At 61.4% G+C, this 22,812-nt stretch carries 21 protein-coding genes and 1 riboswitch; of the genes, 8 read left to right on the top strand and 13 right to left on the bottom strand.

The window, feature by feature from the left end; all coding sequences use genetic code 11:
- Nucleotides 1-4 precede the first annotated feature (4 nt).
- On the bottom strand, nt 5-1,708 hold the full coding sequence (gene kdpA, locus ACJJVH_RS22130) for a potassium-transporting ATPase subunit KdpA (protein WP_113356935.1): 1,704 nt from the start codon (nt 1,706-1,708) through the stop codon (nt 5-7).
- A gap of 27 nt (nt 1,709-1,735) precedes the next feature.
- Nucleotides 1,736-1,825 (bottom strand): K(+)-transporting ATPase subunit F, encoded by a 90-nt coding sequence (gene kdpF, locus ACJJVH_RS22125; RefSeq protein ID WP_112799649.1) that lies wholly within the window; start codon nt 1,823-1,825, stop codon nt 1,736-1,738.
- A gap of 558 nt (nt 1,826-2,383) precedes the next feature.
- Here kdpF and ACJJVH_RS22120 point away from each other — a divergent pair.
- Complete coding sequence (locus tag ACJJVH_RS22120) at nt 2,384-3,403, top strand: LacI family DNA-binding transcriptional regulator (protein ID WP_412066140.1); 1,020 nt, start codon at nt 2,384-2,386, stop codon at nt 3,401-3,403.
- A 24-nt stretch (nt 3,404-3,427) separates the two neighbouring features.
- On the opposite strand, the gene ACJJVH_RS22115 is transcribed toward ACJJVH_RS22120, so the two are convergent.
- The 7 genes from ACJJVH_RS22115 to ACJJVH_RS22085 form a co-directional block, all read right to left on the bottom strand.
- Nucleotides 3,428-4,438, bottom strand: coding sequence for a zinc-dependent alcohol dehydrogenase family protein (locus ACJJVH_RS22115; RefSeq protein WP_113434718.1), 1,011 nt, complete (start codon nt 4,436-4,438; stop codon nt 3,428-3,430).
- Between the two features lie 100 nt (nt 4,439-4,538).
- A complete protein-coding gene (locus ACJJVH_RS22110; RefSeq protein ID WP_412066139.1) occupies nt 4,539-5,588 on the bottom strand; it encodes a carbohydrate kinase family protein in 1,050 nt (349 codons plus the stop codon).
- Nucleotides 5,588-6,259 (bottom strand): D-lyxose/D-mannose family sugar isomerase, encoded by a 672-nt coding sequence (locus ACJJVH_RS22105; protein WP_412066138.1) that lies wholly within the window; start codon nt 6,257-6,259, stop codon nt 5,588-5,590. The genes ACJJVH_RS22110 and ACJJVH_RS22105 overlap by 1 nt, the downstream gene beginning before the upstream one ends.
- Nucleotides 6,256-7,413, bottom strand: a complete 1,158-nt coding sequence (locus tag ACJJVH_RS22100) for a Gfo/Idh/MocA family protein (protein ID WP_412066137.1) — start codon at nt 7,411-7,413, stop codon at nt 6,256-6,258. The genes ACJJVH_RS22105 and ACJJVH_RS22100 overlap by 4 nt, the downstream gene beginning before the upstream one ends.
- Nucleotides 7,414-7,435: 22 nt before the next feature.
- Nucleotides 7,436-8,260 carry an aldolase gene (locus ACJJVH_RS22095; protein ID WP_113384411.1) on the bottom strand — a complete coding sequence of 275 codons (825 nt, stop codon included), beginning with the start codon at nt 8,258-8,260 and terminating at the stop codon, nt 7,436-7,438.
- 193 nt (nt 8,261-8,453) lie between these two features.
- Complete coding sequence (locus ACJJVH_RS22090; protein ID WP_113384410.1) at nt 8,454-9,446, bottom strand: Tim44 domain-containing protein; 993 nt, start codon at nt 9,444-9,446, stop codon at nt 8,454-8,456.
- A 200-nt stretch (nt 9,447-9,646) separates the two neighbouring features.
- Nucleotides 9,647-9,868, bottom strand: coding sequence for a hypothetical protein (locus tag ACJJVH_RS22085; protein ID WP_113356942.1), 222 nt, complete (start codon nt 9,866-9,868; stop codon nt 9,647-9,649).
- Between the two features lie 340 nt (nt 9,869-10,208).
- On the opposite strand from ACJJVH_RS22085, the gene ACJJVH_RS22080 reads away from it, so the two are divergent.
- On the top strand, nt 10,209-10,487 hold the full coding sequence (locus ACJJVH_RS22080) for an HU family DNA-binding protein (protein ID WP_112799632.1): 279 nt from the start codon (nt 10,209-10,211) through the stop codon (nt 10,485-10,487).
- Nucleotides 10,488-10,810: 323 nt separating this feature from the next.
- Here ACJJVH_RS22080 and nrdF read toward each other — a convergent pair whose 3' ends face one another.
- The 4 genes from nrdF to nrdH form a co-directional block, all read right to left on the bottom strand.
- Nucleotides 10,811-11,785 (bottom strand): class 1b ribonucleoside-diphosphate reductase subunit beta, encoded by a 975-nt coding sequence (nrdF, locus tag ACJJVH_RS22075; protein ID WP_113356943.1) that lies wholly within the window; start codon nt 11,783-11,785, stop codon nt 10,811-10,813.
- Nucleotides 11,786-11,810: 25 nt separating this feature from the next.
- A complete protein-coding gene (gene nrdE, locus ACJJVH_RS22070) occupies nt 11,811-13,892 on the bottom strand; it encodes a class 1b ribonucleoside-diphosphate reductase subunit alpha (RefSeq protein ID WP_412066203.1) in 2,082 nt (693 codons plus the stop codon).
- Nucleotides 13,893-14,005: 113 nt separating this feature from the next.
- The gene (gene nrdI / locus ACJJVH_RS22065; RefSeq protein ID WP_113370036.1) at nt 14,006-14,401 is read right to left on the bottom strand and encodes a class Ib ribonucleoside-diphosphate reductase assembly flavoprotein NrdI; all 396 of its coding nucleotides are present in this window, start codon (nt 14,399-14,401) and stop codon (nt 14,006-14,008) included.
- Between the two features lie 11 nt (nt 14,402-14,412).
- Nucleotides 14,413-14,634 carry a glutaredoxin-like protein NrdH gene (gene nrdH, locus ACJJVH_RS22060; RefSeq protein WP_112799624.1) on the bottom strand — a complete coding sequence of 74 codons (222 nt, stop codon included), beginning with the start codon at nt 14,632-14,634 and terminating at the stop codon, nt 14,413-14,415.
- A gap of 251 nt (nt 14,635-14,885) precedes the next feature.
- Nucleotides 14,886-15,104, bottom strand: a riboswitch (cobalamin riboswitch).
- Nucleotides 15,105-15,461: 357 nt separating this feature from the next.
- Between nrdH and ACJJVH_RS22055 the strand changes: the two genes are divergently transcribed.
- The 6 genes from ACJJVH_RS22055 to ACJJVH_RS22030 are packed head-to-tail and all read left to right on the top strand — an operon-like array spanning nt 15,462 to nt 22,767.
- Nucleotides 15,462-16,475 carry a LacI family DNA-binding transcriptional regulator gene (locus ACJJVH_RS22055; RefSeq protein ID WP_112799622.1) on the top strand — a complete coding sequence of 338 codons (1,014 nt, stop codon included), beginning with the start codon at nt 15,462-15,464 and terminating at the stop codon, nt 16,473-16,475.
- Nucleotides 16,476-16,496: 21 nt separating this feature from the next.
- The gene (locus ACJJVH_RS22050) at nt 16,497-17,816 is read left to right on the top strand and encodes an ABC transporter substrate-binding protein (RefSeq protein ID WP_412066136.1); all 1,320 of its coding nucleotides are present in this window, start codon (nt 16,497-16,499) and stop codon (nt 17,814-17,816) included.
- Between the two features lie 51 nt (nt 17,817-17,867).
- The gene (locus ACJJVH_RS22045; RefSeq protein WP_112799619.1) at nt 17,868-18,713 is read left to right on the top strand and encodes a carbohydrate ABC transporter permease; all 846 of its coding nucleotides are present in this window, start codon (nt 17,868-17,870) and stop codon (nt 18,711-18,713) included.
- Nucleotides 18,710-19,543, top strand: coding sequence for a carbohydrate ABC transporter permease (locus ACJJVH_RS22040; protein ID WP_112799617.1), 834 nt, complete (start codon nt 18,710-18,712; stop codon nt 19,541-19,543). The genes ACJJVH_RS22045 and ACJJVH_RS22040 overlap by 4 nt, the downstream gene beginning before the upstream one ends.
- Before the next feature lie 30 nt (nt 19,544-19,573).
- On the top strand, nt 19,574-21,682 hold the full coding sequence (locus ACJJVH_RS22035; protein WP_412066135.1) for an ADP-ribosylglycohydrolase family protein: 2,109 nt from the start codon (nt 19,574-19,576) through the stop codon (nt 21,680-21,682).
- Nucleotides 21,682-22,767 (top strand): ABC transporter ATP-binding protein, encoded by a 1,086-nt coding sequence (locus ACJJVH_RS22030; protein WP_412066202.1) that lies wholly within the window; start codon nt 21,682-21,684, stop codon nt 22,765-22,767. The genes ACJJVH_RS22035 and ACJJVH_RS22030 overlap by 1 nt, the downstream gene beginning before the upstream one ends.
- The last annotated feature ends 45 nt before the right edge of the window (nt 22,768-22,812 follow it).

The raw sequence follows: 22,812 nt of genomic DNA, 5'->3' as shown, positions 1-22,812 counted from the left end.
TTCCTTAAAAGGTCTGGCCCGCGATCATCGACAGATGTTCGACGATCGGTCCGAGCGCCAGCGCCGGGAAGAAGGTGAGCCCGCCGACGATCAGGATCGTGCCGACGAGCAGGCCGACGAAGAGCGGGCCGTCCGTCGGGAAGGTGCCGGCGGAAGCGGGAACCGTTTTCTTGGTGATCAGCGAGCCGGCAATCGCAAGCGCGGGAACGATGACCAGGAAGCGGCCGATGAGCATGACGAGGCCGAGCGTGATGTTGTACCAGCTGGTGTTGCCGGTCAGACCGCCGAAGGCCGAACCGTTGTTGGCGGCCGCCGAGCTGTAGGCATAGAGGATTTCCGAAAAGCCGTGCGGACCTGCGTTGGCGACCGAAGCGACGGCAAAGGGCAGCACGGCGGAGATCGCCGTGAAGATCAGCATGCCGGCAGGCAGGCAAAGCACGGCAAGCATGGCCATCTTCACTTCCTTGGCCTCGATCTTCTTGCCGAGATATTCCGGCGTGCGGCCGACCATGAGGCCCGCGACGAAGATGGCGATGATGACGAACATCAATATGCCGTAGAAGCCTGCGCCGACGCCGCCGACGATGACTTCGCCGAGTTGCAGGTTGATGAGGGGGATCAGGCCGCCGATTGCGGTGAAGCTGTCGAGCATGCCGTTGACCGCGCCGCAGGACGCCGCCGTGGTGATGACGGCGAACAGCGAGGAGGCCGCGATGCCGAAGCGGACTTCCTTGCCTTCCATATTGCTGCCCTGGACGCCGAGCGCATGGATCAGCGGGTTGCCGGCTGCTTCGGCCCAATAGGTCACGATCACGCCCGCGATGAACAGGGTGCCCATCGCCGCCAGAATAGCCCAGCCCTGACGCTGGCTGCCGACCATGCGGCCGAAGACGTTGGTAAGCGCCGCTCCGATGACGAAGATCGCCAGCATCTGCAGGAGATTGGAGATGGCATCGGGGTTTTCGAAGGGATGCGCGGAGTTGGCATTGAAAAAGCCGCCGCCGTTCGTACCCAGCATCTTTATGGCAAGCTGCGAGGCAACGGGACCGACGGCAATCGTCTGCTGCGCGCCTTCGAGCGTCGTCGCATCCACGTAAGGGCCAAGCGTCTGGGGCACGCCGAGATAGACGAAGGCCAGCGTCAGAACGATGCAGATCGGCAAAAGCACGTAGAGCGTCGCGCGGATCATATCGACCCAGAAATTGCCGATCGCCTTGCCCGAGGCGCGCGCAAAGGCGCGGATCAGCGCAATGGCAATGGCAATGCCGGTTGCGGCGGACACGAAGTTCTGCACCGTCAGGCCGGCCATCTGCACCAGATAGGACATGGTGCTTTCGCCGCCGTAGTTCTGCCAATTGGTGTTGGTGACGAAGCTCGTTGCGGTATTGAAGGACAGTTCCGGGCCAACTGCCGTCATGCCGGCCGGATTATACGGCAGGCCGCCTTGCAGCCGCTGCAGCGCGTAAAGAACGAGGAAGCCGGCAAGGCTGAACAGCAGCATGGAGACGGAATAGGTCGTCCAATGCTGCTCTTCGCGCTCATTCGTGCCGGCCAGCCGATAGAGCCCCCGCTCCACCGGGCGAAGGACATAAGAAAGCAAGGTGCGCTCGCCGGTAAAGACACGCGTCATGTAGCCGCCGAGCGGTTTGACGAGCAGGAGAAGGATCCCGATGTAAATGAGGATCTGAAGCCATCCGTTGAAGGTCATGGAAGTAACTTTCCCTATCCAGCGCTGTCAGAAGCGCTCGGGGCGAATGAGAGCGTAGACCAGGTAGACGGTGAGAAAGAGCGTCACGCCGCCACCGAGAACGTAATCGAGAAGCATTGTCGTCTCTCCGGCTAGAGGCTGTCGCAAGCCCTGGTATAGGCGATGCAAAGGAGGAAGAATAAAACGCCGATCCCGACAAGAATGATGTCCATCATCGATCGCGATTCCTTGATTGTTATTGTTGAATGCAGAAACGATGGAGAGCGCCCTTGCTGGAAGCGCCTCTTTTTCCTGCCGCCGAGGAAGAGCCCTTGGGATGCATCTTCCGCACGCAATATGCGACCGAACCGCATTAAGGTTCGAGACGGCGGGAAAGCGGAAGATATAAAAATCTTATAAATGCCAGGGTGGGTGAACGTCGCCGGCCGGCCGGTTTCTCATGCTTTATCCGGGGTGCGGATCGGCGCATGAACGACGTCAACGACGCAGCGCAACGAAGACGAACGGGGATGCGATGCGCGGCAGGCCATGGTGGTCGCGAGAGCCATGGCAGGATATAAATGACCGCGCCGACGCTTGATGCCGCGTCGCGCCAATGATTTAGTCCGTAGCGAGATGATCGTGCCTCACACTTCGCCTCGTGACGATCCGACCGCCAGAAAGAAACGCGAGCAAGTGACACCCAGCATCCGACATATCGCCAAGCTTGCGGGAACGTCGGTCTCCTCGGTCTCGCGCGTTCTCAATAACAGCGGCTATGCCTCTCCGGAGCTTCGCGAGCGCGTGGAAGCCGCCATCCGCACGCTCAACTACACGCCGAGCAAGGGCGCTCGCATGTTGCGGGGGGCGCCGAGCCGGATGATCGGGCTGATGCTGCCGTCGATCGACGTGCCATTTTTCGGTATTCTTGCCCATGCCATCGAGCAGGAGCTGTTCGGCCGCGGCTATCAGACGCTGATCTGCAGCACCGCCGAAAACATGGATCACGAGGCGCGTTATATCTCCATGCTGCTCTCGCAGCGCGTCGACGGCGTCATCGTGGCAAGCGCCTTCGGCAACACCGCGCATTTCGAGGCTTTGCGCGAGACGCATATCCCCATCGTCGCCATCGACCGTGAACTTGCCGGCATCGCAAACGACGCCATCATGGCCGATCATCAAGGAGGCGGACGGCTGATGGCGCGTCATCTGATCGGGCTCGGCCATCGTGTGATCGGCATCGTCGGCGCGCCCGCCCACAGCCAGCCCGTTCAGCTTCGCCTTCAGGGCATCGCCATGGAGATGGCAGAGAGCGGTCTCGCGCCCGCCGTCGTCAGCATGGCCGAGGAGCACAGCTTTGCGGCCACCTATCCGCTTGCCAGGGAGCTGGTGGCCTCCCGGCCCGAGGTGACGGCAATCATCGGCACGACCGATATTTCGGCGATTGCCGCAATCCATGCCGTTCAGGATCGCGGCTTTTCCGTACCCCGCGACTATTCGGTCGTCGGCTTCGACGACCTGCCGGAGGCGGCCTATGTCTTTCCACGGCTGACGACCGTCGCGCAGCCCATCCGCGATGTCGGCGCGCAGGCAGTCCGCCGGCTGGAGGCATTGATAGAAGGGCAGCGGACCGGCCGTGAATCCGGAAAGGACATCGTCGTCAAAGTGCCCGTCACCTTGATCGAGCGCGACTCGACCGGTCCTGTCCGCACATGAACGGCAACGGCCCGGAGGCGAAATTCACGGCCTGACGATAACCTTGATTTCGCCGGCCGATGGCGCGTTGCCGACCACGCTCGCAACCTCCTCGAGGCCGATCGTCCTTGTCACCAGCGAATCCAGCTCCAGAATCCCGCTCGCCACCATGGCCGCAGCCCGGGAATGGGTGAAGGGATTGAGATAGGCCGGCCTGATCTCGACTTCATTGACAAGCAGATCGAACGGCAGAACGGGCACTTCGAGACCCGAGGGCGTCACGCCGAACAGCACGAAGACACCGCCGCGCCGCGCCATCCGCATCCCGGTCTGCAGCGTCTCGGGAACGCCGGCACATTCGATGACGACATCCACGCCCCCGTCGGTCGCATCCCGCACAGCGGCAACCGCATTTGTCGCCGTCGGATCGAGAGCCTGCGTCGCCCCCAGCCGCAAAGCCGCTTCCCGCCGCGACAACTGCCTCGTGATCAGAATGATCTGGCCAGCGCCCGCCAGGCGCGCCAGTTGCACCATGAGCAGGCCGATCACACCGCCGCCCAATATGGCAACGCTGTCGCCCGCGTGGATTTGCGCCTTGTCGATGGCATGAATGCAACAGGCCAGCGGCTCGCAAAAGGCGCCATGGACGGGATCGAGATCCGCAGGCAGCGCAAAAGCCTGGCCGCACGGAATCGCCACATAGTCGGCGAAGCCGCCATCGCGCGTTACGCCGATAGCCGCCAGATTGGCGCACAGGTTCGGCCGTCCGCGCCGGCAGGCGGGGCATGTACCGCAAGCAATGTTCGGGTCCACCGTGACGAGCTCACCACCCACAAATGACGAAACGCCTTCCCCCACCTCCTCGACGAGACCACAGAACTCATGTCCCAAAGTCACCGGGATCGCCGTCGGATATTCACCCTTGTACATGTGCCGGTCGGACCCGCAGATGCCGGCGGCCAGAACCCGGACGATAATCTCTCCCGGCCCGGCATTCGGCTTTTCGACCACGCGCATCGCCATGGATGCGATCGATTCCAGACGGACTGCCCTCATTCTCCTCCTCCGAGCTTAGGGTTCAATTTGTCGGCGCCACGGCGCAACTCCCATCACACCATAGCATCCCGCGACGCGCTATGCGCCCGGAAACGGGGCGCTATGCGCATGCCGGCGCCATATCCTTCAGAAGCGTCGCCATGTCGGGGATACCATCCGTCGCCGTCGCCCCTCCCAGGCAACGGGCGGCGGCGGCATGGGCCACGGCGCAGATGCGCGCAACAGGCCAGCTCTCATGCAGGCCATAGAGCACGGCGGCGCAGAAGGCATCGCCAGCGCCGACCGTACTGACGATGTCAGCCGGGTCCACTTGCGGGGAACCTGAAACAACGGGCGGAGCTCCAGGCGCAAACCAGAAGCAGGTTTCGGGGGCATGAATGATCGCGCCGCGGGCGACACCCGCCGAAAGCAACCTGCCGCCCGCCGCCAGAAGGGCCGGCACGTCCAATCCGCCCTTGGCATCCCGCACGGTGAGGCCGGTTGCCCGCCCCGCCTCCAGTTCGTTGATGATGAGGAAATCGCAGTACGGCAGGGCCGCACCGACCTTGGTGGCAAACTCGGGATCTGTGCTGGAGACAAAATCGACGCAGGTGACGAGACCGGCATTGCGCGCAGCTTCCAACAGCCGCGACGCCCCGGATCGACCCTCGGCATCGAGCGTGTCGAGACCCGGCAGCAACATCAGATAGCCGAGATAGAACAGGCGATAGCCGACGTCCGCAAAGATCGCAGGGGAGATGAGCCTGTCCGTCAACGCGTCATTGGCGCCGCCGTGATAGAAGAAGGTACGGTTCTGGCCCGGCACATTCATCACATGCGTATGCGCCGTCGCCCGATCGGAAAGCTCCTGCAGACCGCCTATGTCGATACCGGCGCGCTGAAGGCGTGTCTTGACGATCTCCCCGTCGATATCCGCGCCGACGCAGCCGGCCGCGGCGAGCTTTCCGGGAAAGCCGAGCGAAGCCAAATCGGTAACGACATTGGCGGCCCCTCCGCCAACGCCTACGTCCTGGTGCAGGATATGGGCAAGATTACCCTGCTCTGGCCAATAAGACAGCGTATGCACGCGGTCGACGATGAAGTTTCCCGCGCAGACAATACCTCCCTTGCCTTCCTTATCGCTGCTGCGAGCCTCCTCCCCGGTCCGCATCAGCCACCAGCCTCGTTCCACAGGGGCTTGAGAGGCGGCTCATCCTCCTCGACCGCCGCGAAACGTCCGATCGGCTCCAGAAAGAAGTTGTCGCTATTGTCGTCGTTGACCTGGCTGACTTCTCCGACGAACACCGGCCCGCCGCCCTTTCGCCCGTAGAAACGATGATAGAGCCCGGTGTGGATCGTCACGCTCTGCCCTGGGACAAGAACCAGCGGTTCCCATGCGGCAAGCGTCCTCGGCAAACCATCCACGGGAACGGCCACATCGTCCTGCAGCACATTGCCTTCGGCGTCGGTCGCGGCGAATTCGATCACGAGATCGCCGCCGGCCCTGTTGATGATGTCCTCCATCTTGGCCTGATGGCGGTGGGTCGGCGTCACCTGCCCTTCCTCGACGAAAAGCAGCTTTTCGGCATAGGTACGCTCGCCTTCGACACCGACGATGCCGTTGCGCAGGCAAAAAAGCACCAGGCCGCATTCGGCGAACCGGCCTGAGCCGAAATCCGTGACATCCCACCCCAGCTGGTGGCGACGCAGATAGCGCGCCGCTTCCGGATTGGCCGCGAAATCCGCCGCGGTCCAATAGCCCCATTCCGGCAGAGACCATCGCCAATGTTCGAGGGTATTGCTTGCGCGCCGCAGCGCCTCGTTGATTTCGGAGCGCTTCATCGGGCGGATTCTCCGTCATAGTCGACCGGCACGACGATATTCTCGCGGCCGGATTTCAGCGCTGCCGTCAGTACCGCATGATGAGCCTGCGCTTCTTCGGGCGTGGCGCAGGCAAAACCATTGGCGTTTCCACCTGCCAGCTCATCGACGAACGCCGCCCACATCTGCTGGATGGCGTCGGCGAAGCCGAACTCGAAGATCTTGCCGGTAATCGCCGGGAAAAGCGAGCCGTAGCCGAGGTCTTCGGTGCTCCAGGCCTGCGCGCCGCCATTGTAATCCATCCATTGCCATTGCCGCGGCGATTTCGTCGTGAAGAAGGCGCTCTTCTTCATGCCGAGGATGCGAATGTACCATGTGTTGGCCTCGCCCGGCGCAATGCGCCAGGTTTTCAGCACCATCGGAAAATCCTGACCGCCGGCGCCGACGCGGGTACTGATGGTCGCATTGTCCCAGGTGGTGCACGGCACCATGCCGCCCTTGCCGTCGGGACGCTCGGTGATCTTCTTGACCAGTTGTGCGTGCAGTGTTTGCGGGCGCCAGCCGAGCCGCAGGGGCACATGCAGGACATGCATGCCGAGATCGCCCATGCAGCCATAATCGCCGTTGATATCGGCCATGCGCTTCCAATTGATCGGCTTCTGCCTGTCTATGTCGGAGGAATGCAGAAAGCCGGCCTCGACCTCTAGAATATCGCCCATCTCGCCGCTTTCGGCGAGCGCGATGACCTTCTGCGCTCCCGGGAAGAACGGCATTTCCGACGAGCAGCGCACGAGAAGCCCGGGGTTTTCGGCAAGAGCCGCCATGATCGCCCGGTTCTGCGCCGCATCCATGCCGAACGGCTTTTCGCCGAGCAGATGCTTTCCCGCCCTCAGGATGTCGATGTAAAACTGTTGGTGTAGGACATGGGGCACGGCGCAATAGACCGCGTCGACATCGGGGTTGGCGAGCAGCTCCTTGTAGTCGCTCGTGAACTGCCGCACCGACGGCACATTGTCCCTGAACCAGCCCAGCAGTGCCGCATTGGTGTCGCAGACGGCGACGATTTCCGGCCGCGCGCTGGTGTCCGCAAGATGCAGCCAGCGTGCGGCGGCGCTCGCGAATTCGCGCCCCATCAGGCCGCAGCCGATGACGCCGAAGCGAAATATTTTCGTCATGTTTCCTCCTCCCTGGGATACGTCAGGCGAGATGCCGCGAGGCATCTTCGACGGAGGCCTCCTCATGCACGATCGCCATCAGGGCGCGTGTCATGCCCGCAGGATTGGCGTGCTGGATGACATTGCGGCCATAGACGATGCCGCGTGCGCCCTGCTCCATCAACTGTTTCGTGCGCGTCAGGATTTCCTGATCCGACACGCGGCCGCCGCCGCGCACGAGCACGGGCAAGCCCTGCGCGATCTCGATGACGCGGTGATAGTCCTTAACATCGTCGCAAGGGTCCGCCTTGATGATGTCGGCCCCGAGTTCGGCCGCCTGACGCACCAGAGGCAAGATCTTGTCGATCGCGCCGTCCACCATATAGGCACCCTTGGAATTATCCTGCATGACCAGCGGCTCGACCATCAGCGGCATGCCGTAGATCTCGCATTCGCGCTTGAGGCTGTTCACGTTGCGCACGCAGGCGCGATAGACTTCCGGCTGATCCGGCAACATCAGAAGATTGACGACGACGCAGGCGGCATCCAGCGCAACTGCCTGCTCCACCCCCCGGTCGATCATCTCGGAAAACAGCGCCGAGGGCAGCGGATTGCCGTAGATATTCGCAATATCGGTCCGCAGGACCAGAGCCGGTCGATGTTTGCCGGGGATCGCCTGAAGAATGGGCGCCGTGCCCGGCGGCAGCTGGATGGCATCGGGCGCGGCATCGGCGATCACCTTGATCGCGGTGTTCATATTCTCGATGCCGGCGAGAAAGGTCCGCTCATTGAACATGCCGTGATCGATAGCAACGTCGAAGCAATTTCCGGACACGCCAAACAGGCGGTTGAGCCGCGCGGATTTCATCCATTTCCTCCCAATGTGGTAACGTTTCCACACGCGAACATTAACGGATGCATTCATCGAGTCAAGGCGGATGCGGATATCGCTTCCACATCGCCTGCTCGTTCGAATTCCGGGTAGATGTCTATGAACTCGCCGGCCCTATCGCCCGCCCCGACGGTTCGCGGAGCGGGCTTCCGGCAATACCGATTCCCGCTTAGTGGGTACCAGTCCCCTGAATGGCGGACAGTATCCAGTCGGAGCCGGGCTTGCGCACGAAGGTCCAGAGCTCGGTCGTTTCCGAGGGGTTGCGGTCATCGCCGTCGACAAGCTTTCCTGTCGCACGATCGAGCATCGCGTCGATGCTCGAATAGCGCATGGCAAGTGTCGCGTACTCAGCATTGTCCTCGCGCCAGGCTTCGGCAATGTCGCCTTGGAGGAGACGGACATCGGAGACGCTGTTACGCACGCCATGGGTGGCGTTCTCGCCAAGTTCCTCCGCCAGATAGGACATAGCTTCGGGCGTGGTCAGCCTGCGCAGGGTTGCGTAGTCCTCCGCCCCGTAGGCCGACTGGATTTCGGTCAGAAGACGCTCGAAGCGATCGAGGTCTGCCTGCTGCAGCCCTATCTCGTCATTGGCCTGCCGTGCTTTCTGCGCGGCTGCCGCTCCGCCGCCGATAGACGGGATGGAGAAGGAGGGACGAGGCGATGCAGCCGCGTTGTTCGTGGCGCTGGTGTTGTAGGACGCACCCGGTCCCGCATATTGCGTGCGCTGGCGATTTGCGAAAAACCGCAGGGCGAAGCTGATCAGCAGCATGATCAGGCCGATCTGCAGCAGCATGCCGAGAAAGCCGAAGCCGCCGCCGAAACCGTGACCGAGCATCATGCCGAGAAGACCGCCGGCAATCAGGCCGCCGATCATCGACCCGCCGAAACCGCCAAACATACCCGGACGCGGCTGTGCGCCGAGCGGCGGTTGGATCTGGGGTTGCTGCTGAGGCCGCGGCGTCATCGTCCGGTCGATCGGAGCAGCCTGCGTGGGAGCCGTCCTCGTTATGGCCGGCGTATCGAAGGTACGCATCCCCCTGCTGCCGAACCCGCCGGATCCGGCCCGGCGCGCATCGGCGGCGTCGAAGCTCGCTAAAGACGACGCGGCGGCTAGGATAACGATGGCTGCGATCTTGGCAAAACGCGGAACGGCACTCGGCATTGGCTCTCCTGTCATCGGGCAGAAAGACGATTCCAGAGCTATATGGGAATGCGGGCTTGTGATTGTAAGGCTACGATTTTAAGTTGGCGATAATTCGAGTTTCAATCCTGGGACGTCAATCTCCCTGTCCAGGTCGAAACGTGCCTGCTGAATCCGCGGCGGAGAATGAAAGCTCCGCACCCGGCAAACAGCCGGCGCACTTACAATTCGTCCGCATTTTCGAGCAAGCCGTCGTAAACTTCCATCAGCGCATCGGTGATCGCCTGCCCAAGAGCATTGCCGGCCGCCCTGACGTCATCGTCCGTGCCGTCCCTCGCTGCCTTTGCCAGTTCGAAGCCCTGCTCGCTGATGATCTGTTTTGCAACCTCGATCGCCCAGAGACCGAAATCGCCGCGATTGCCTACATGCATCGGATCTTCCATCGCTTCCTCCTGTCGTTCGTCTTGGTCAGGCCACTATACGCCCCTTCGGGGAAAGGCCAGCCCTGATTGCACAACCGCGTCGCACATGCCCTGCCACGCCGCAAAGTTCGGGGCTTCGGCAGCGGATTCGGGCCGACTCGGAACGTCTCCGGTTGCATCCCCAACCGGCGTCCCCGCCGTTCGGCCGCTGGAATCACCCGCAGAAGAGGTGCGAAATGGCGTCCATGCGTCGGAAATTGTGGAAATGCAGGCTTTTCAGGCTTTTCAGGCCGGGACTCATGGTGACAATGAGCCCCGGCAATGGAAATGATTCCGACGTCATCAATGCGGGGGAAGCCTCATGACCACCACCAATGAAATCGCAGACAAGATCGCCGCAGAGCACAAGCTCACCAAAGTTCAAGGCAAGGCGATCGTCGAAGCCGTTTTTGCAGCCATCACCGGAGCAGCAACGTCCGGCGCCGAGACGTCGATCCCCGGCTTCGGGAAGTTCAAGGTCAAGGATACGCCGGAGCGCGAAGCACGCAACCCGGGAACCGGCGCAACCATCAAGGTTGCCGCATCCAAGAAGCTTGTCTTCACGCCGGCCAAGGCGCTGAAGGACACGCTCAACAAATAAGAGCCAACGGCTCAAAGGCAATTTCAGCATAAGCGCGCGGCGGTTTCGTCGGGAATTGCGATAAGGCGAGGAAATAGAGCGGTTCGGTAACTCCATGGAGATCCGGCCCGCCCTAGCAATTGCACGATAACAAAATGCCGGCACTTCGAAAGCGCCGGCATTTTCTGTTTCGGAGCGGTCTCTATGTCTCATTGCGCAGTGATCGGAGCGCACCGGCAAAGCAATGGCGCCGGAGCCATTCCCCGACGCCATCCAATAACAATCTCGTGCCATCCAGAGCGGGTCCGAACGGAAAACCGCTCCGCGCTTTTCCTCGAATTGCTTTAGAAGTTCCAGTCTTCGTCCTCGGTCGCGACCGCCTTGCCAATCACGTATGACGATCCCGAACCGGAGAAGAAGTCATGGTTCTCGTCGGCATTCGGCGATAGCGCCGAAAGAATGGCCGGGTTGACCTTGCAGGCCTCGGCCGGAAACAGCGCTTCGTAGCCGAGATTCATCAGCGCCTTGTTGGCGTTGTAGTGCAGGAACTTCTTGACGTCCTCGGTCAGCCCGACGCCGTCGTAAAGCGCCTCGGTATACCTGGCTTCGTTGTCATAGAGCTCCAGCAGCAGATCGAAGGCGAAGTCCTTGATTTCCTGGCGGCGCTCCTCCGCAAGCCGCTCAAGCCCGCGCTGAAACTTGTAGCCGATATAATAACCGTGTACGGCCTCGTCTCGGATGATGAGCCGGATCATGTCGGCGGTGTTGGTGAGCTTGGCGCGGCTCGACCAGAACATCGGCAGGTAGAAGCCGGAATAGAACAGGAAGCTTTCGAGGAAAACGCTGGCGACCTTCTTCTTCAGCGGATCGCCGGAGGAATACTGCTCCATGATCAGAGCCGATTTCTTCTGCAGGAACTCGTTCTCCTCCGACCAGCGGTAGGCGTCGTCGACGTCAGGCGTAAGGCAGAGCGTCGAGAAGATCGACGAATAGGAGCGTGCGTGCACGGCCTCCATGAAGGAGATGTTCGACAGCACGGCTTCTTCATGGGGCGTGACGGCATCGGCCATCAGCTTCACGGAACCGACGCCGTTCTGGATCGTATCGAGCAGCGTCAGTCCGGTGAAGACACGGATCGTGAGCTGCTGCTCCTCCGGCTTCAGCGTTGCCCAGGATTGGATATCGTTCGAAAGCGGCACTTTTTCCGGCAGCCAGAAATTGCCGGTCAGGCGATTCCAGACCTCGAGATCCTTGTCGTCCTCGATGCGGTTCCAGTTGATGGCGCGGACGCGGCTTGCCGGCTTGAATTGCATGTTCATAGAGAAGTCCTTTTCAAACCGGTCATCAAAGAGCGCAGGAAACGCAGCCCTGCACCTCGGTGCCGGACAGCGCCATCTGGCGAAGGCGGATGTAATAAATGGTCTTGATGCCCTTCTTCCAGGCGTAGATCTGCGCTTTGTTGATGTCGCGCGTGGTCGCCGTGTCGCGGAAGAACAGCGTCAGCGACAAGCCCTGGTCGACATGCCGGGTAGCCGCCGCATAGGTGTCGATGATCTTTTCCGGGCCGATCTCGTAGGCATCCTGATAATAATCGAGATTGTCGTTGGTCATGAAGGCCGCCGGATAATAGACGCGGCCGATCTTGCCTTCCTTGCGGATCTCGATCTTCGAAACGATCGGGTGGATCGAGGAGGTCGAGTGGTTGATGTAGGAGATCGAGCCCGTCGGCGGCACGGCCTGCAGGTTCTGGTTGTAGAGGCCGCCTTCCATGACGGCCTGCTTCAATTCGAGCCAGTCCTCCTGGGTCGGGATGGCGATACCGGCCTTTTCGAAGATGCCGGCCACGCGCTCGGTCGCCGGTTTCCACTCCTGCCCGGTATATTTGTCGAAATACTCTCCCGAAGCATATTTCGAGTTCTCGAAGCCCTTGAAGCTCTGCCCGCGTTCGACCGCAAGCCGGTTGGAGGCGCGAATGGCGTGGTAGGTCACGGTGTAGAAATAGATATTGGTGAAATCGACGCCTTCCTCCGAGCCGTAGAAAATGCGCTCGCGGGCGAGATAGCCGTGCAGGTTCATCTGACCGAGGCCGATGGCGTGGCTTTCGTCGTTGCCCTTCTCGATCGATGGCACGGAGGAGATATGGCTCATGTCGGAAACCGCCGTCAGCGCCCGGATCGACATCTCGATCGTCTTGCCGAAATCGGGGCTGTCCATCGCGGCGGCGATGTTGAGCGAGCCGAGGTTGCAGGAGATATCCTTACCCATATGCGTGTAGGAGAGGTCGTCGCCATATTCGCTGGCCTCGCTGACCTGCAGAATCTCCGAGCAGAGATTGCTCATGGTGATGCGGCCGGCGATCGGATTGGCACGGTTCACCGTGTCTTCGAACATGATGTAGGGGTAGCCGCTTTCGAACTGGATTTCGGCGATCACCTGGAAGAATTCGCGCGCCTTGATCTTCTTCTTGCGAATGCGGCTGTCGGCCACCATCTCGCGGTACTTTTCAGTGACAGAGATTTCGGTAAACGGCATGCCGTAGACGCGCTCCACGTCATAGGGCGAGAACAGGTACATATCCTCGTTGTTCTTCGCGAGTTCGAATGTGATGTCGGGAATGACGACGCCGAGCGACAGGGTCTTGATACGGATCTTCTCGTCGGCGTTCTCGCGCTTGGTATCGAGGAAGCGCATGATATCGGGATGGTGGGCGTTCAGATAGACGGCACCCGCACCCTGCCTGGCGCCGAGCTGATTGGCATAGGAGAAGGAGTCTTCCAGCAGTTTCATCACCGGGATGATGCCCGACGACTGGTTTTCGATATGCTTGATCGGCGCGCCGGCCTCGCGGATGTTGGTGAGGGAAAGAGCCACGCCGCCGCCGCGCTTCGACAGCTGCAGCGCCGAATTGATGGCCCGGCCGATCGATTCCATATTGTCTTCGACACGCAGCAGGAAGCAGGAGACCAGCTCGCCGCGCTGCTTCTTGCCCGCGTTCAGGAAAGTCGGCGTGGCCGGCTGGAAGCGTCCGGAGATGATCTCGTCGACCAGATCGCGGGCAAGCTGCTCGTTGCCGCGCGCCAGCGCCATCGCCACCATGCAGACGCGATCCTCGTAGCGTTCCAGATAGCGCTTCCCGTCAAACGTCTTCAGCGTATAGCTGGTGTAATATTTGAAGGCGCCGAGGAAGGTGGGGAAACGGAACTTCTTCGCATAGGCGTGGTCGAAGAGATCGCGCACGAAGTTGAAGGAATAGTGGTCGAGCACTTCCTGCTCATAATAGCCTTCCGTCACCAGATAATCGAGCTTCTCTCTGAGGTTATGAAAGAAGACCGTGTTCTGGTTGACGTGCTGGAGGAAGTACTGCTTGGCCGCCATGCGGTCCTTGTCGAGCTGGATCCTGCCCTGATCGTCATAGAGGTTCAGCATGGCGTTGAGGGCGTGATAGTCCAGCGCCGTTTCCGCCTTGGCCGGCCGGTCGCCGGCGGGATGGGAAAAAGCGTGAGGCGGCTTTTCGCCCGCGTCCCGCGTCAGAGAAGAGCTTAGCGTGTCCAAAATCGTTCCAATCCGTGTCTGACATTGGCGACATCCTCATCCGTTCCCAGGAGCTCGAACCGATAGAGGTAAGGCACCTGGCATTTGGTGGAGATGATGTCGCCGGCGATCCCGAAGGTCGCGCCGAAGTTGCTGTTGCCCGCGGCTATGACCCCGCGGATATTCGAACGGTTGCCCGCGTCGTTGAGGAAGCGGATCACCTGCTTGGGCACCGCGCCCTTGCCTCCTTCGCCGCAATAGGTCGGGACGATGAGGACGTATGGGGCAACCGCGCGAAACGCCTCTCCCGCCGCAAGCGGAATGCGGCCGGCCGGCAATGCAAGCTTTTCAACGAAGCGATGGGTATTTTCCGACCGGCTGGAGAAATAGACGATCTCGCCCATCGCCAAGCTCCTCAGGCGAGAGCGCTGATCATGTCGGGACGGAAACCGGCCCAATGCAGCTCGCCGGCAACGACAACCGGAACCTGGCGATAGCCGAGACCCTGCACCAGCTCATAGGCGGCGCTGTCGGTGGATACGTCGACGATCGTATAGTCGATGCCCTGGCGATCGAGAGCGCGGGTCGTGGCGGTGCATTGGACGCAGGCGGGCTTGCTGTAGACGGTAATGCTCATGGGATATCCTCGTATATGATGGGCATGAAAATTCGCTCGGGCACCGGACCGATGCCCGCTTGGCGGGATGAAAAACTGAAGGCGCGCCCAACCGGCGGCCGGGCGCTTAAGCGACCGTCACTCGCGCGGACGATTGTGGATATTCAAGAACATTGGACCTCACCCCGAAGCAGTTTTGGCGAGGCTTTCAGGGAAGCGATGACGGCTATCACGCCGCATGGACCATCGCTCGCCAGCCGGACACCCCGCCCGTGGACGCTATTGCTCGAGGCAGGTCTCCTGGCTTGCGGGTCGCCGCATTCGCCTCGCCTTCCCAAGACACATGGCCTCAGTGGCATTACAGAACGAATGCTCGCCGCTCACAGTTGCGGGGGCAGCTCCGGCTTGACAAACGTCATGCTTGCCGACCGGATTCCCATCTTAGCCTCCAATTCTTGCGAATCAGAGGAACCTCGAACACTATATATAGTAGTCCCGGTTAAAATTACGTCAACCGCTTCGATGGCTTCCGGTTAATTTCGGTGTCGATACGCACAGATAATTTCGCGTGACGCCTACAGGATAGCTGGGACGCGCGTCGCGCTGCATCAATATGCCGATCCCGGCTCTCCGCCTGAACCGCCAGAACTGTGAGGCGGCACCGTATGGCGCAGCAAGACGCCTGAAATCGCGTGACATGCCGGCCCACCAAGTGGGTTCGAGACGCGCTTCTCCGCCAAACCGTTTCCGCAGCCGATTGCCCACTCGCGAAAGCAAATGCGCAGCTTGACATCCAGCAATCCGCTTTTTATTAATACGTATAACTAATACGTATAAGTGATCGAGCAATGACGAACAGCCGAGCAACGCAGAAGGATGTCGCAAAGGCGGCCGGGGTCTCCCAAGCCACCGTTTCCATGGTGCTGAGCGGCGGCGGCGGATCGATCCCCGCGGAGACCTGGGAGCGCATCACCAAGGCGGCGAAGGATCTCGGCTACGTGCCCAACCGTTTCGCGCAGGCGCTCAAGACGAGCCGTTCGATGACCATTGCCTGCATCGTGCCCGATATCACCAACCCGTTCTACCCGTCGCTGATTCGCGGCATACAATCGGTCGCCGACGGGCTGAGTTACGATGTGATCACGGTCAATACCGATGGCACTCCGGAGCGCGAACGCCATTTCCTCGATTGGGCAAGGCAGGGGCGCGTCGATGGCGTGATCGGCGTCTTCTTCACGCTGAAAGCCAAGGATTTTAATCCTTTGGTCGAGGCGGGCGTTCCCGTGGTGCGCATCGAATCGTCCAAGAAGCGCGGCGGCCTCATCCCGGTCGACGATATCTATGTCGACAGCCGCGCAGCCGCGCAGGCAATGACGGAATATCTGCTCGGCCTCGGCCATGTCCGCATCGCGCTCGTCGCCGGTCGCGGCGGCCCGCAGGCCCATCGGATCGAAGGATACCGCTCGGCAATTGCAAAGCTCGGACATCCCGGTCACGTCGTCATCGACGACGAATTTTCCGAGATGGGCGGTATCCGCGCGGCCGAAAGCATTCTCGGCGGCGACTTTCGTCCAACGGCCATCTTTGCGGCGAATGACCTGATGGCGATCGGCGTCATGCAATCGCTTCGCGAGCGCGGCATCCGCATACCCGAGGACATTGCCGTCGTCGGCTTCGACGACATTTCCGCCGCCAAGCTCGTTACCCCGACGCTGACCACGGTCGCGCAGTTTCAATGGAAAATGGGAGAACGCGCCGCGCAGACGCTGATGGATCGCCTGCGCGGAGAGAAGACCGGCGCCGGAACCGCCGTCGAAATGCCCTTCGACCTGGTCGTCAGGGGCTCAACAAGCAACGAATAAAAGCAAAATTGGAGGAGACCTATGCGCAGACGTACCGTTTTGAAGGCAGGCCTCGGCCTGGCCACCTTGCCGCTCATGTCCCGCTTCGCATTCGCGGCGGATCAGAAACCCATATCCTTCTGGTATGAATCCGCCTCGCCGGAAAACCAGGACAACCTCAAGAACATCCTGATCGACCCATTCAATGCCGCTCATCCCGATGAGCTCTTGAGCATCGATTTCCGCGGCTCCGATCTCGACAAGCAATTGCGTGTCGCCATGCTCGCGGGAACGGGTCCCGACGTCGTCTTCACGGCGGGTCCGAGCTATGTCGCTGCCATGGCCCAGGCCGGCCAGCTTCTGCCGCTCGACGACTATGCCAAGAAATATGGCTGGAACGAGCGCCTGCTGCCGCTCTTCCTCGATCTCGGCCGCTACAACGGCAAACTCTACGCCCTGGCGAAGACCTACGAGACGCTCGGCCTCTTCTACAACAAGACATTGTTCGACCAGAACAAATGGAAGGTGCCGACGACGATATCGGATTTCGAAGCGCTCGCCGACGAGATGAAGGCCAACGGTCTGACGCCATTCGGCGCGGGCAACGCCGACTGGCGCCCGGCCAACGAGCACTATGTCTCGATCGCCTTCAACTCCATCGCGGGACCGGAGAATGTCTACAAGGCGCTGACGGGCGCCATTCCGTGGACCGATCCCGCCTTCGTCCACTCGATCGACAAGCTCGCCGAGTGGTGGGACAAGGGCTATTTCGGCGACAACTATTTCTCGCTGACGCTCGAGCAGGCCTTTGCTCAGATCGCCAGCGGCCAGGCCGGCATGGCGCCGACCGGCACCTGGAATTTCACCAACGTCCAGACCTATTTCCCGCAAAACAATGCGGAACCCGGCTTCGTCGGCTTCCCCAGCGAGAAAGGCGACCCGATCTTCGCTCTCGGCATCGGCTCGACGCTGTCGATCAATGCCAAGTCCGCCAATGCCGACGGCGCCGCCGCCGTTCTCGACTACATATTCACCGACGACTACTACAGCAAGATCAACTCGGCCTGGCAGGGCGAATGGAACCTGCCGCTGGCCGATCTCTCCAAGGTCAAGCTCTCCGACAAGGTACTGCCGCTCTACGAGGATGCCATGAAGGAGCTGGCGACCGCCGTCTCCGCAGGCAAATACGGCTATACGACGTGGACCTTCCTTCCGCCTGCCACGGACACCTATCTGGTCAGCGGCATGGAGGAGGTCTGGCTCAAGAAAACGAAATCGGCAGACTTCCTCAAGAAGCTCGACGAGACCTTCAAGCAGGAACGCGACGCCGGCAAGGCGCCGGCAGTTCCGCCCCGCGCCTGAAAAGCCGCAGCAGGACGGCGTTGAAAGCGCCGTCCTGCCCCGGAGGATATTATGCACCGACTCTATCTCGTTCCGACGATGGTCATCAATGTCATCATCGTCCTCGTTCCCGCTTTGCTGACGGTGGCGCTCGCCTTCTGCAATTGGGACGGCATATCGTCGCCGACCTTTGCCGGCTTCGACAATTTTCGCGCGCTTGCCGACGATCGCGTCTTCTGGCTGGCGCTCGGCAACAACATCATCTGGACGGCAGTCTTCCTGATCGTGCCGATCCTGATGGGGTTGCTGGCCGCATCGATGCTGCTGATCGTGCGCCGTGGCAGCAATTTCTTCCAGGTCGTCTATTTCCTGCCCGTCGTCATCGCGACCGCGATCACGGCGCGTATCTGGCAGGGCATGATCTACAGCCCGGTGACGGGGGTCTTCGGCGTTCTCAAGAAATACGGGATGCCGATTCCCAATCCGCTGACCCAGCCGCCGATCGCGATCTTCGGTGTCGCAACCGTCGACCTCTGGCACTGGTGGGGGTTTCTCTGCGTCATCTTCTTTGCCGCACTCCGGCAAGTGCCGCAGGAGCAGATCGAGGCCGCCCGCATCGAAGGCGCGACCTATTTCCAGATGATGCGCTACGTACTGCTGCCCGGCATCCGGCCAACCATTACGCTGATGATGATCATGACCGTCATCTGGTCCTTCCTCGCCTTCGATTTCGTCTACATCCTCACGCAGGGCGGGCCTGCCTTCTCGAGCGAGCTGCTTTCGACGCTCGCCTACCGCAAGGCGTTCTATGACCTGAACGTCGGACAGGCGGCAGCGGCGGCGCTCGTCATCAGCCTCTTCGGGCTCGTCGGGACCTTCTTCTATGTTCGCATCCAGACCAGGGAGGGCGAGCAATGAGGCTCGTGGAAAGCCGTCTGACCCTCTGGGTCTGCTACATCCTTCTCGGCATCTTCGCCTTCATCGCGCTCTTCCCGATCGCCCTTCTGGTGCTGAACTCGCTGAAACCGGCGGCCCAGATCGTGCAGAATCCGCTCGGCCTGCCGCAGCCGATCCGCTGGCAGAATTTTGCCAATGCCTGGAATCACGCGAAGTTCTCGAAGACGTTCATCAACTCGCTGATGATATCCGGCACGACCATCGCGCTCGTCTGCACGACCTCATCGCTGACGGCCTATGTGATCGCGCGCCGAAAGATCAAAAGCTGGAAGATCTTCACATTCTATCTTCTCGCCACCACAACGGCGCCGATCCAGCTCTACATCTTCCCGCTCTATTTCGGCTTCGCAAAACTTGGCCTGATCAACAACGTCTTCGGTGTGGCGCTAATCTATACCGCGCTCTACAGCCCCTTCGCCGTCATGCTGCTCAGAACCTATTTCCTTGCGGTTCCGAAGGAGCTGGAGGAAGCGGCGATCGTCGACGGCGCCACGCACTGGCAGGTCTTCTGGCGGGTCATGCTGCCGATCGTTTCGCCCGGCATCCTCACCGTGGCGCTGATCATCGGTCTGAATTCGTGGAACGAATTCCTGATCGCCACGACATTCCTGCAAAAGCAGGAGAACATGACGGCCGTCATCGCCTTCTTCCTGCTCTCCGGCCAGTACAGCTCCGACTGGGGCGAGATCATGGCCGCAGCCCTCATCATCGTCGTGCCGGTCGTCGCGCTTTTCGTCTTCATGCAGAAGCGCTTCATCGAAGGCATGGCCGGCGGCTCCGTCAAAGGCTGAACGATTTTTCCCGACTATATGGAGTGAGCAATGCAGCTTCCGAACGACTATCTCGAACGTGTCTATGCTGGCGTGCTGGGCAAGCTCATCGGCGTCTATCTGGGCCGCCCTTTCGAGGGATGGACCTACCAGAAGATCATGGAGGAGCTCGGGCCCATCGAGTATTACGTGCATGAACGCCTGAACCAGCCGCTGGTCGTCACCGACGACGATGTCGCCGGCACCTTCACCTTCATCCGCGCCCTTGAGGATTACGGCATCAAGCCGAACCTCACGGCCGAAGAAATCGGCAAGGCGTGGCTCAACTATATCGTCGAGGAGCGGTCGATCCTCTGGTGGGGCGGCAACGGCAACTCCACCGAACACACCGCCTGGCTCAACCTGAAGAAGGGCGTTCCGGCACCGCATTCCGGCTCGATCGCCACCAACGGCCAGGGGGTCGCCGAACAGATCGGCGCCCAGATCTTCATCGACGGCTGGGCCATGGTCGCCCCCGGTCAGCCGGAGCTGGCAGCCAGGCTCGCCGAACAGGCGGGCAAGGTCAGCCATGACGGCGAATCCGTCTATGCCGCCATGCTGTGGGCGGCGATGGAGGCGGAGGCGTTCGTCGCATCCGACATCGATCACCTGATCGACACCGGCCTGAAGCAGATCCCGGCCGACAGCCTGATCGCCAGGCTGATCGCCGACGTGCGAAGGTGGCACAAGGCACATCCCGACTGGCGCGACACGCGCCAGAAGATCCAGGACAATTACGGCTACGACAAATATCCCGGCAATTGCCATGTCATCCCCAATCACGCCCTGATGATCATGGCGGTGCTTTACGCGCCGCAGGATTTCCAGAAGGCGCAGATGATCGTCAACACCTCCGGTTGGGACACGGACTGCAACGCCGGCAATGTCGGCTGCCTGCTCGGCATCATGAACGGGCTCGACGGCCTTGCAGACGGTCCGGATTTCCGGGGGCCTATCGCCGACCGCATGCTGATCTCCTCGGCCGATGGCGGCAATTCCATCAACGATGCCGTGCGCCAGGCATACTTCCTGACCAATCTCGGCCTGCAGCTCGCCGGCCACACATCGCTTGAGGCGCCGAAAAACGGCGCACAGTTCCATTTCTCGCTTCCCGGCAGCCAGCAGGGTTTTCGTCCGCAAACCGGTCTCGACACGGCGAGCGGCGTGCGCGTCGGCAATGCCGAATTCGAAAGCGGTCGCGCGCTGACGGTCGATTACGACGCTCTTGGTCCGGCACAAAGCGCCGTGGTGACGACGCCGACCTTCTCGCCCCGCGAAATGCTCGACATGCGCACCTATGACCTGATGGCGACGCCGCTCGTCTATGCCGGCCAGGTGGTGAAGGCACGCGTCAAGGCCGACCAGCAGAACCGCGGCGAGATCGAAGCGCGCCTGCGCATTCGCGTCTATGACGAGCGCGACCAGCTCCGCGACATCGACTCTGATCCGGTCGCCCTTCAGCCCGGTGCCGAGGCCATCCTCGAATGGACGCTTCCCGACACGGATGGCCAGCCGATCGCCGAAATCGGCATCGCCGTGAACGGCACCGGCAGACGTGCCGATGGCCGGCTGCTCGCCGACTATCTCCGCTGGGACGGGGCACCCAGGCTTACCCTCAAGCGCCCGGCCGGCGATGGCGATTTCTGGCGCATGGCCTGGGTGAACGGCGCGAGCTTCTTCTCCAAGCGCTTCCCGGCCGCCTTCCGCATCGCCCAGAATAACGGCGAGGGCATCATCATTCACGGCACGCGCCAATGGACCGATTACCAGGCGTCCGGTCAGGTGATGATCCACCTCGGCAATTACGGCGGCCTTGCCGTCCGTGCCCAGGGGCTGCGCCGCTACTACGGCGCACGCGTGACGCGCGCCGGCAAGATGCAGATCGTCAAGGTCCGCGACGAGGACACCAGCATCCTTGCCGAGACGGCCTTCAAGACCGAATTCGACAAACACATCGCCATGAAGGTCACGGCGCAGGGCGCGCGCATCACGTTCGAGGCCGACGGCGTCTCGGTAACGGCCGAGGACAGCGCCGCCGATGCCTTCCGCGATGGCGGCGTCGGCCTGCTCATCCATGAAGGCGCCCTGTCGTCGAACGAGATCCGGATCGGAGGGGTATGATGGCGACCGTCACCATAGACGAAGCGCGCAAGGTCTATGGCGCCGTGGAAATTCTCCACGGCGTCTCCGTCGATATCGCCGACGGCGAATTTGTCGTACTGGTCGGCCCTTCCGGGTGCGGAAAATCCACCCTTCTCAGAATGATTGCGGGTCTTGAAGACATCACCGGCGGCAGGATCAGCATCGGCGGCCGCGTGGTCAACGACTTGCCTCCCAAGGAGCGCGATATTTCCATGGTCTTCCAGAACTATGCGCTTTACCCGCATATGACGGTTGCCGAAAACATGGCCTTTTCGCTGACGCTCGCCGGCGCACCGAAGGAGGAGAAGCAGAAGCGCGTGGCGCATGCCGCGCAAATTCTCGGTCTCACCGACCTGCTCGGGCGCTATCCCCGCCAGCTTTCCGGCGGCCAGCGCCAGCGCGTCGCCATGGGCCGCTCGATCGTTCGCGATCCTCAGGTCTTCCTGTTCGACGAGCCGCTTTCCAACCTCGATGCGAAGCTGCGTGTCGCCATGCGCGCCGAGATCAAGAGCCTTCATCGCCGCCTCGCCACGACGACCATCTACGTCACCCACGACCAGGTCGAGGCAATGACCATGGCCGACCGCATCGTGGTCATGAACGGCGGCCGCATCGAGCAGATCGGCCGGCCGCTCGAGCTCTATGACAATCCGCAAAGCACGTTCGTCGCCGCCTTCATCGGCTCTCCGGCAATGAACCTCCTGAATGGACGCTTTGACAGTACAGGCGGCCGGCCCGTCTTCAAAACGAATGACGGCGTCATGCTGCCGCTGCCCGACGACGCTCCGAAGCTCGCAGGCGTTGAGGGGGCCTACGGCATCCGGCCGGAATATTTCACCCTGTCGCCGACGGATGTCGGCATTCCCGCGCGTGTCGTGGTGGTGGAGCCGCTGGGCTCGGAAACGCATGTGACGGCGACCGTGGGCGAACAGACGATCGTCACCGTCTTCCACGAGCGGCTCGAAATCGAGCCGGAGGAGACGATCTGGCTGCAACCGCGGACGGACCGTATCTGCCTGTTCGACGGCAGCGGACGGCGGCTGACCGACAAGGCCAGCGGGTGAAATCCGCAACCCTCGTCAGCTCGAAGCGTCGCCGCAAGGCGGCGC

The sequence above is a fragment of the Rhizobium sp. SYY.PMSO genome (assembly GCF_046840415.1).
In the GTDB taxonomy this organism is placed as follows: domain Bacteria; phylum Pseudomonadota; class Alphaproteobacteria; order Rhizobiales; family Rhizobiaceae; genus Rhizobium.
Note: the sequence above shows the minus strand (reverse complement) of the source record. Positions and strands in the feature narration are given on the sequence as shown.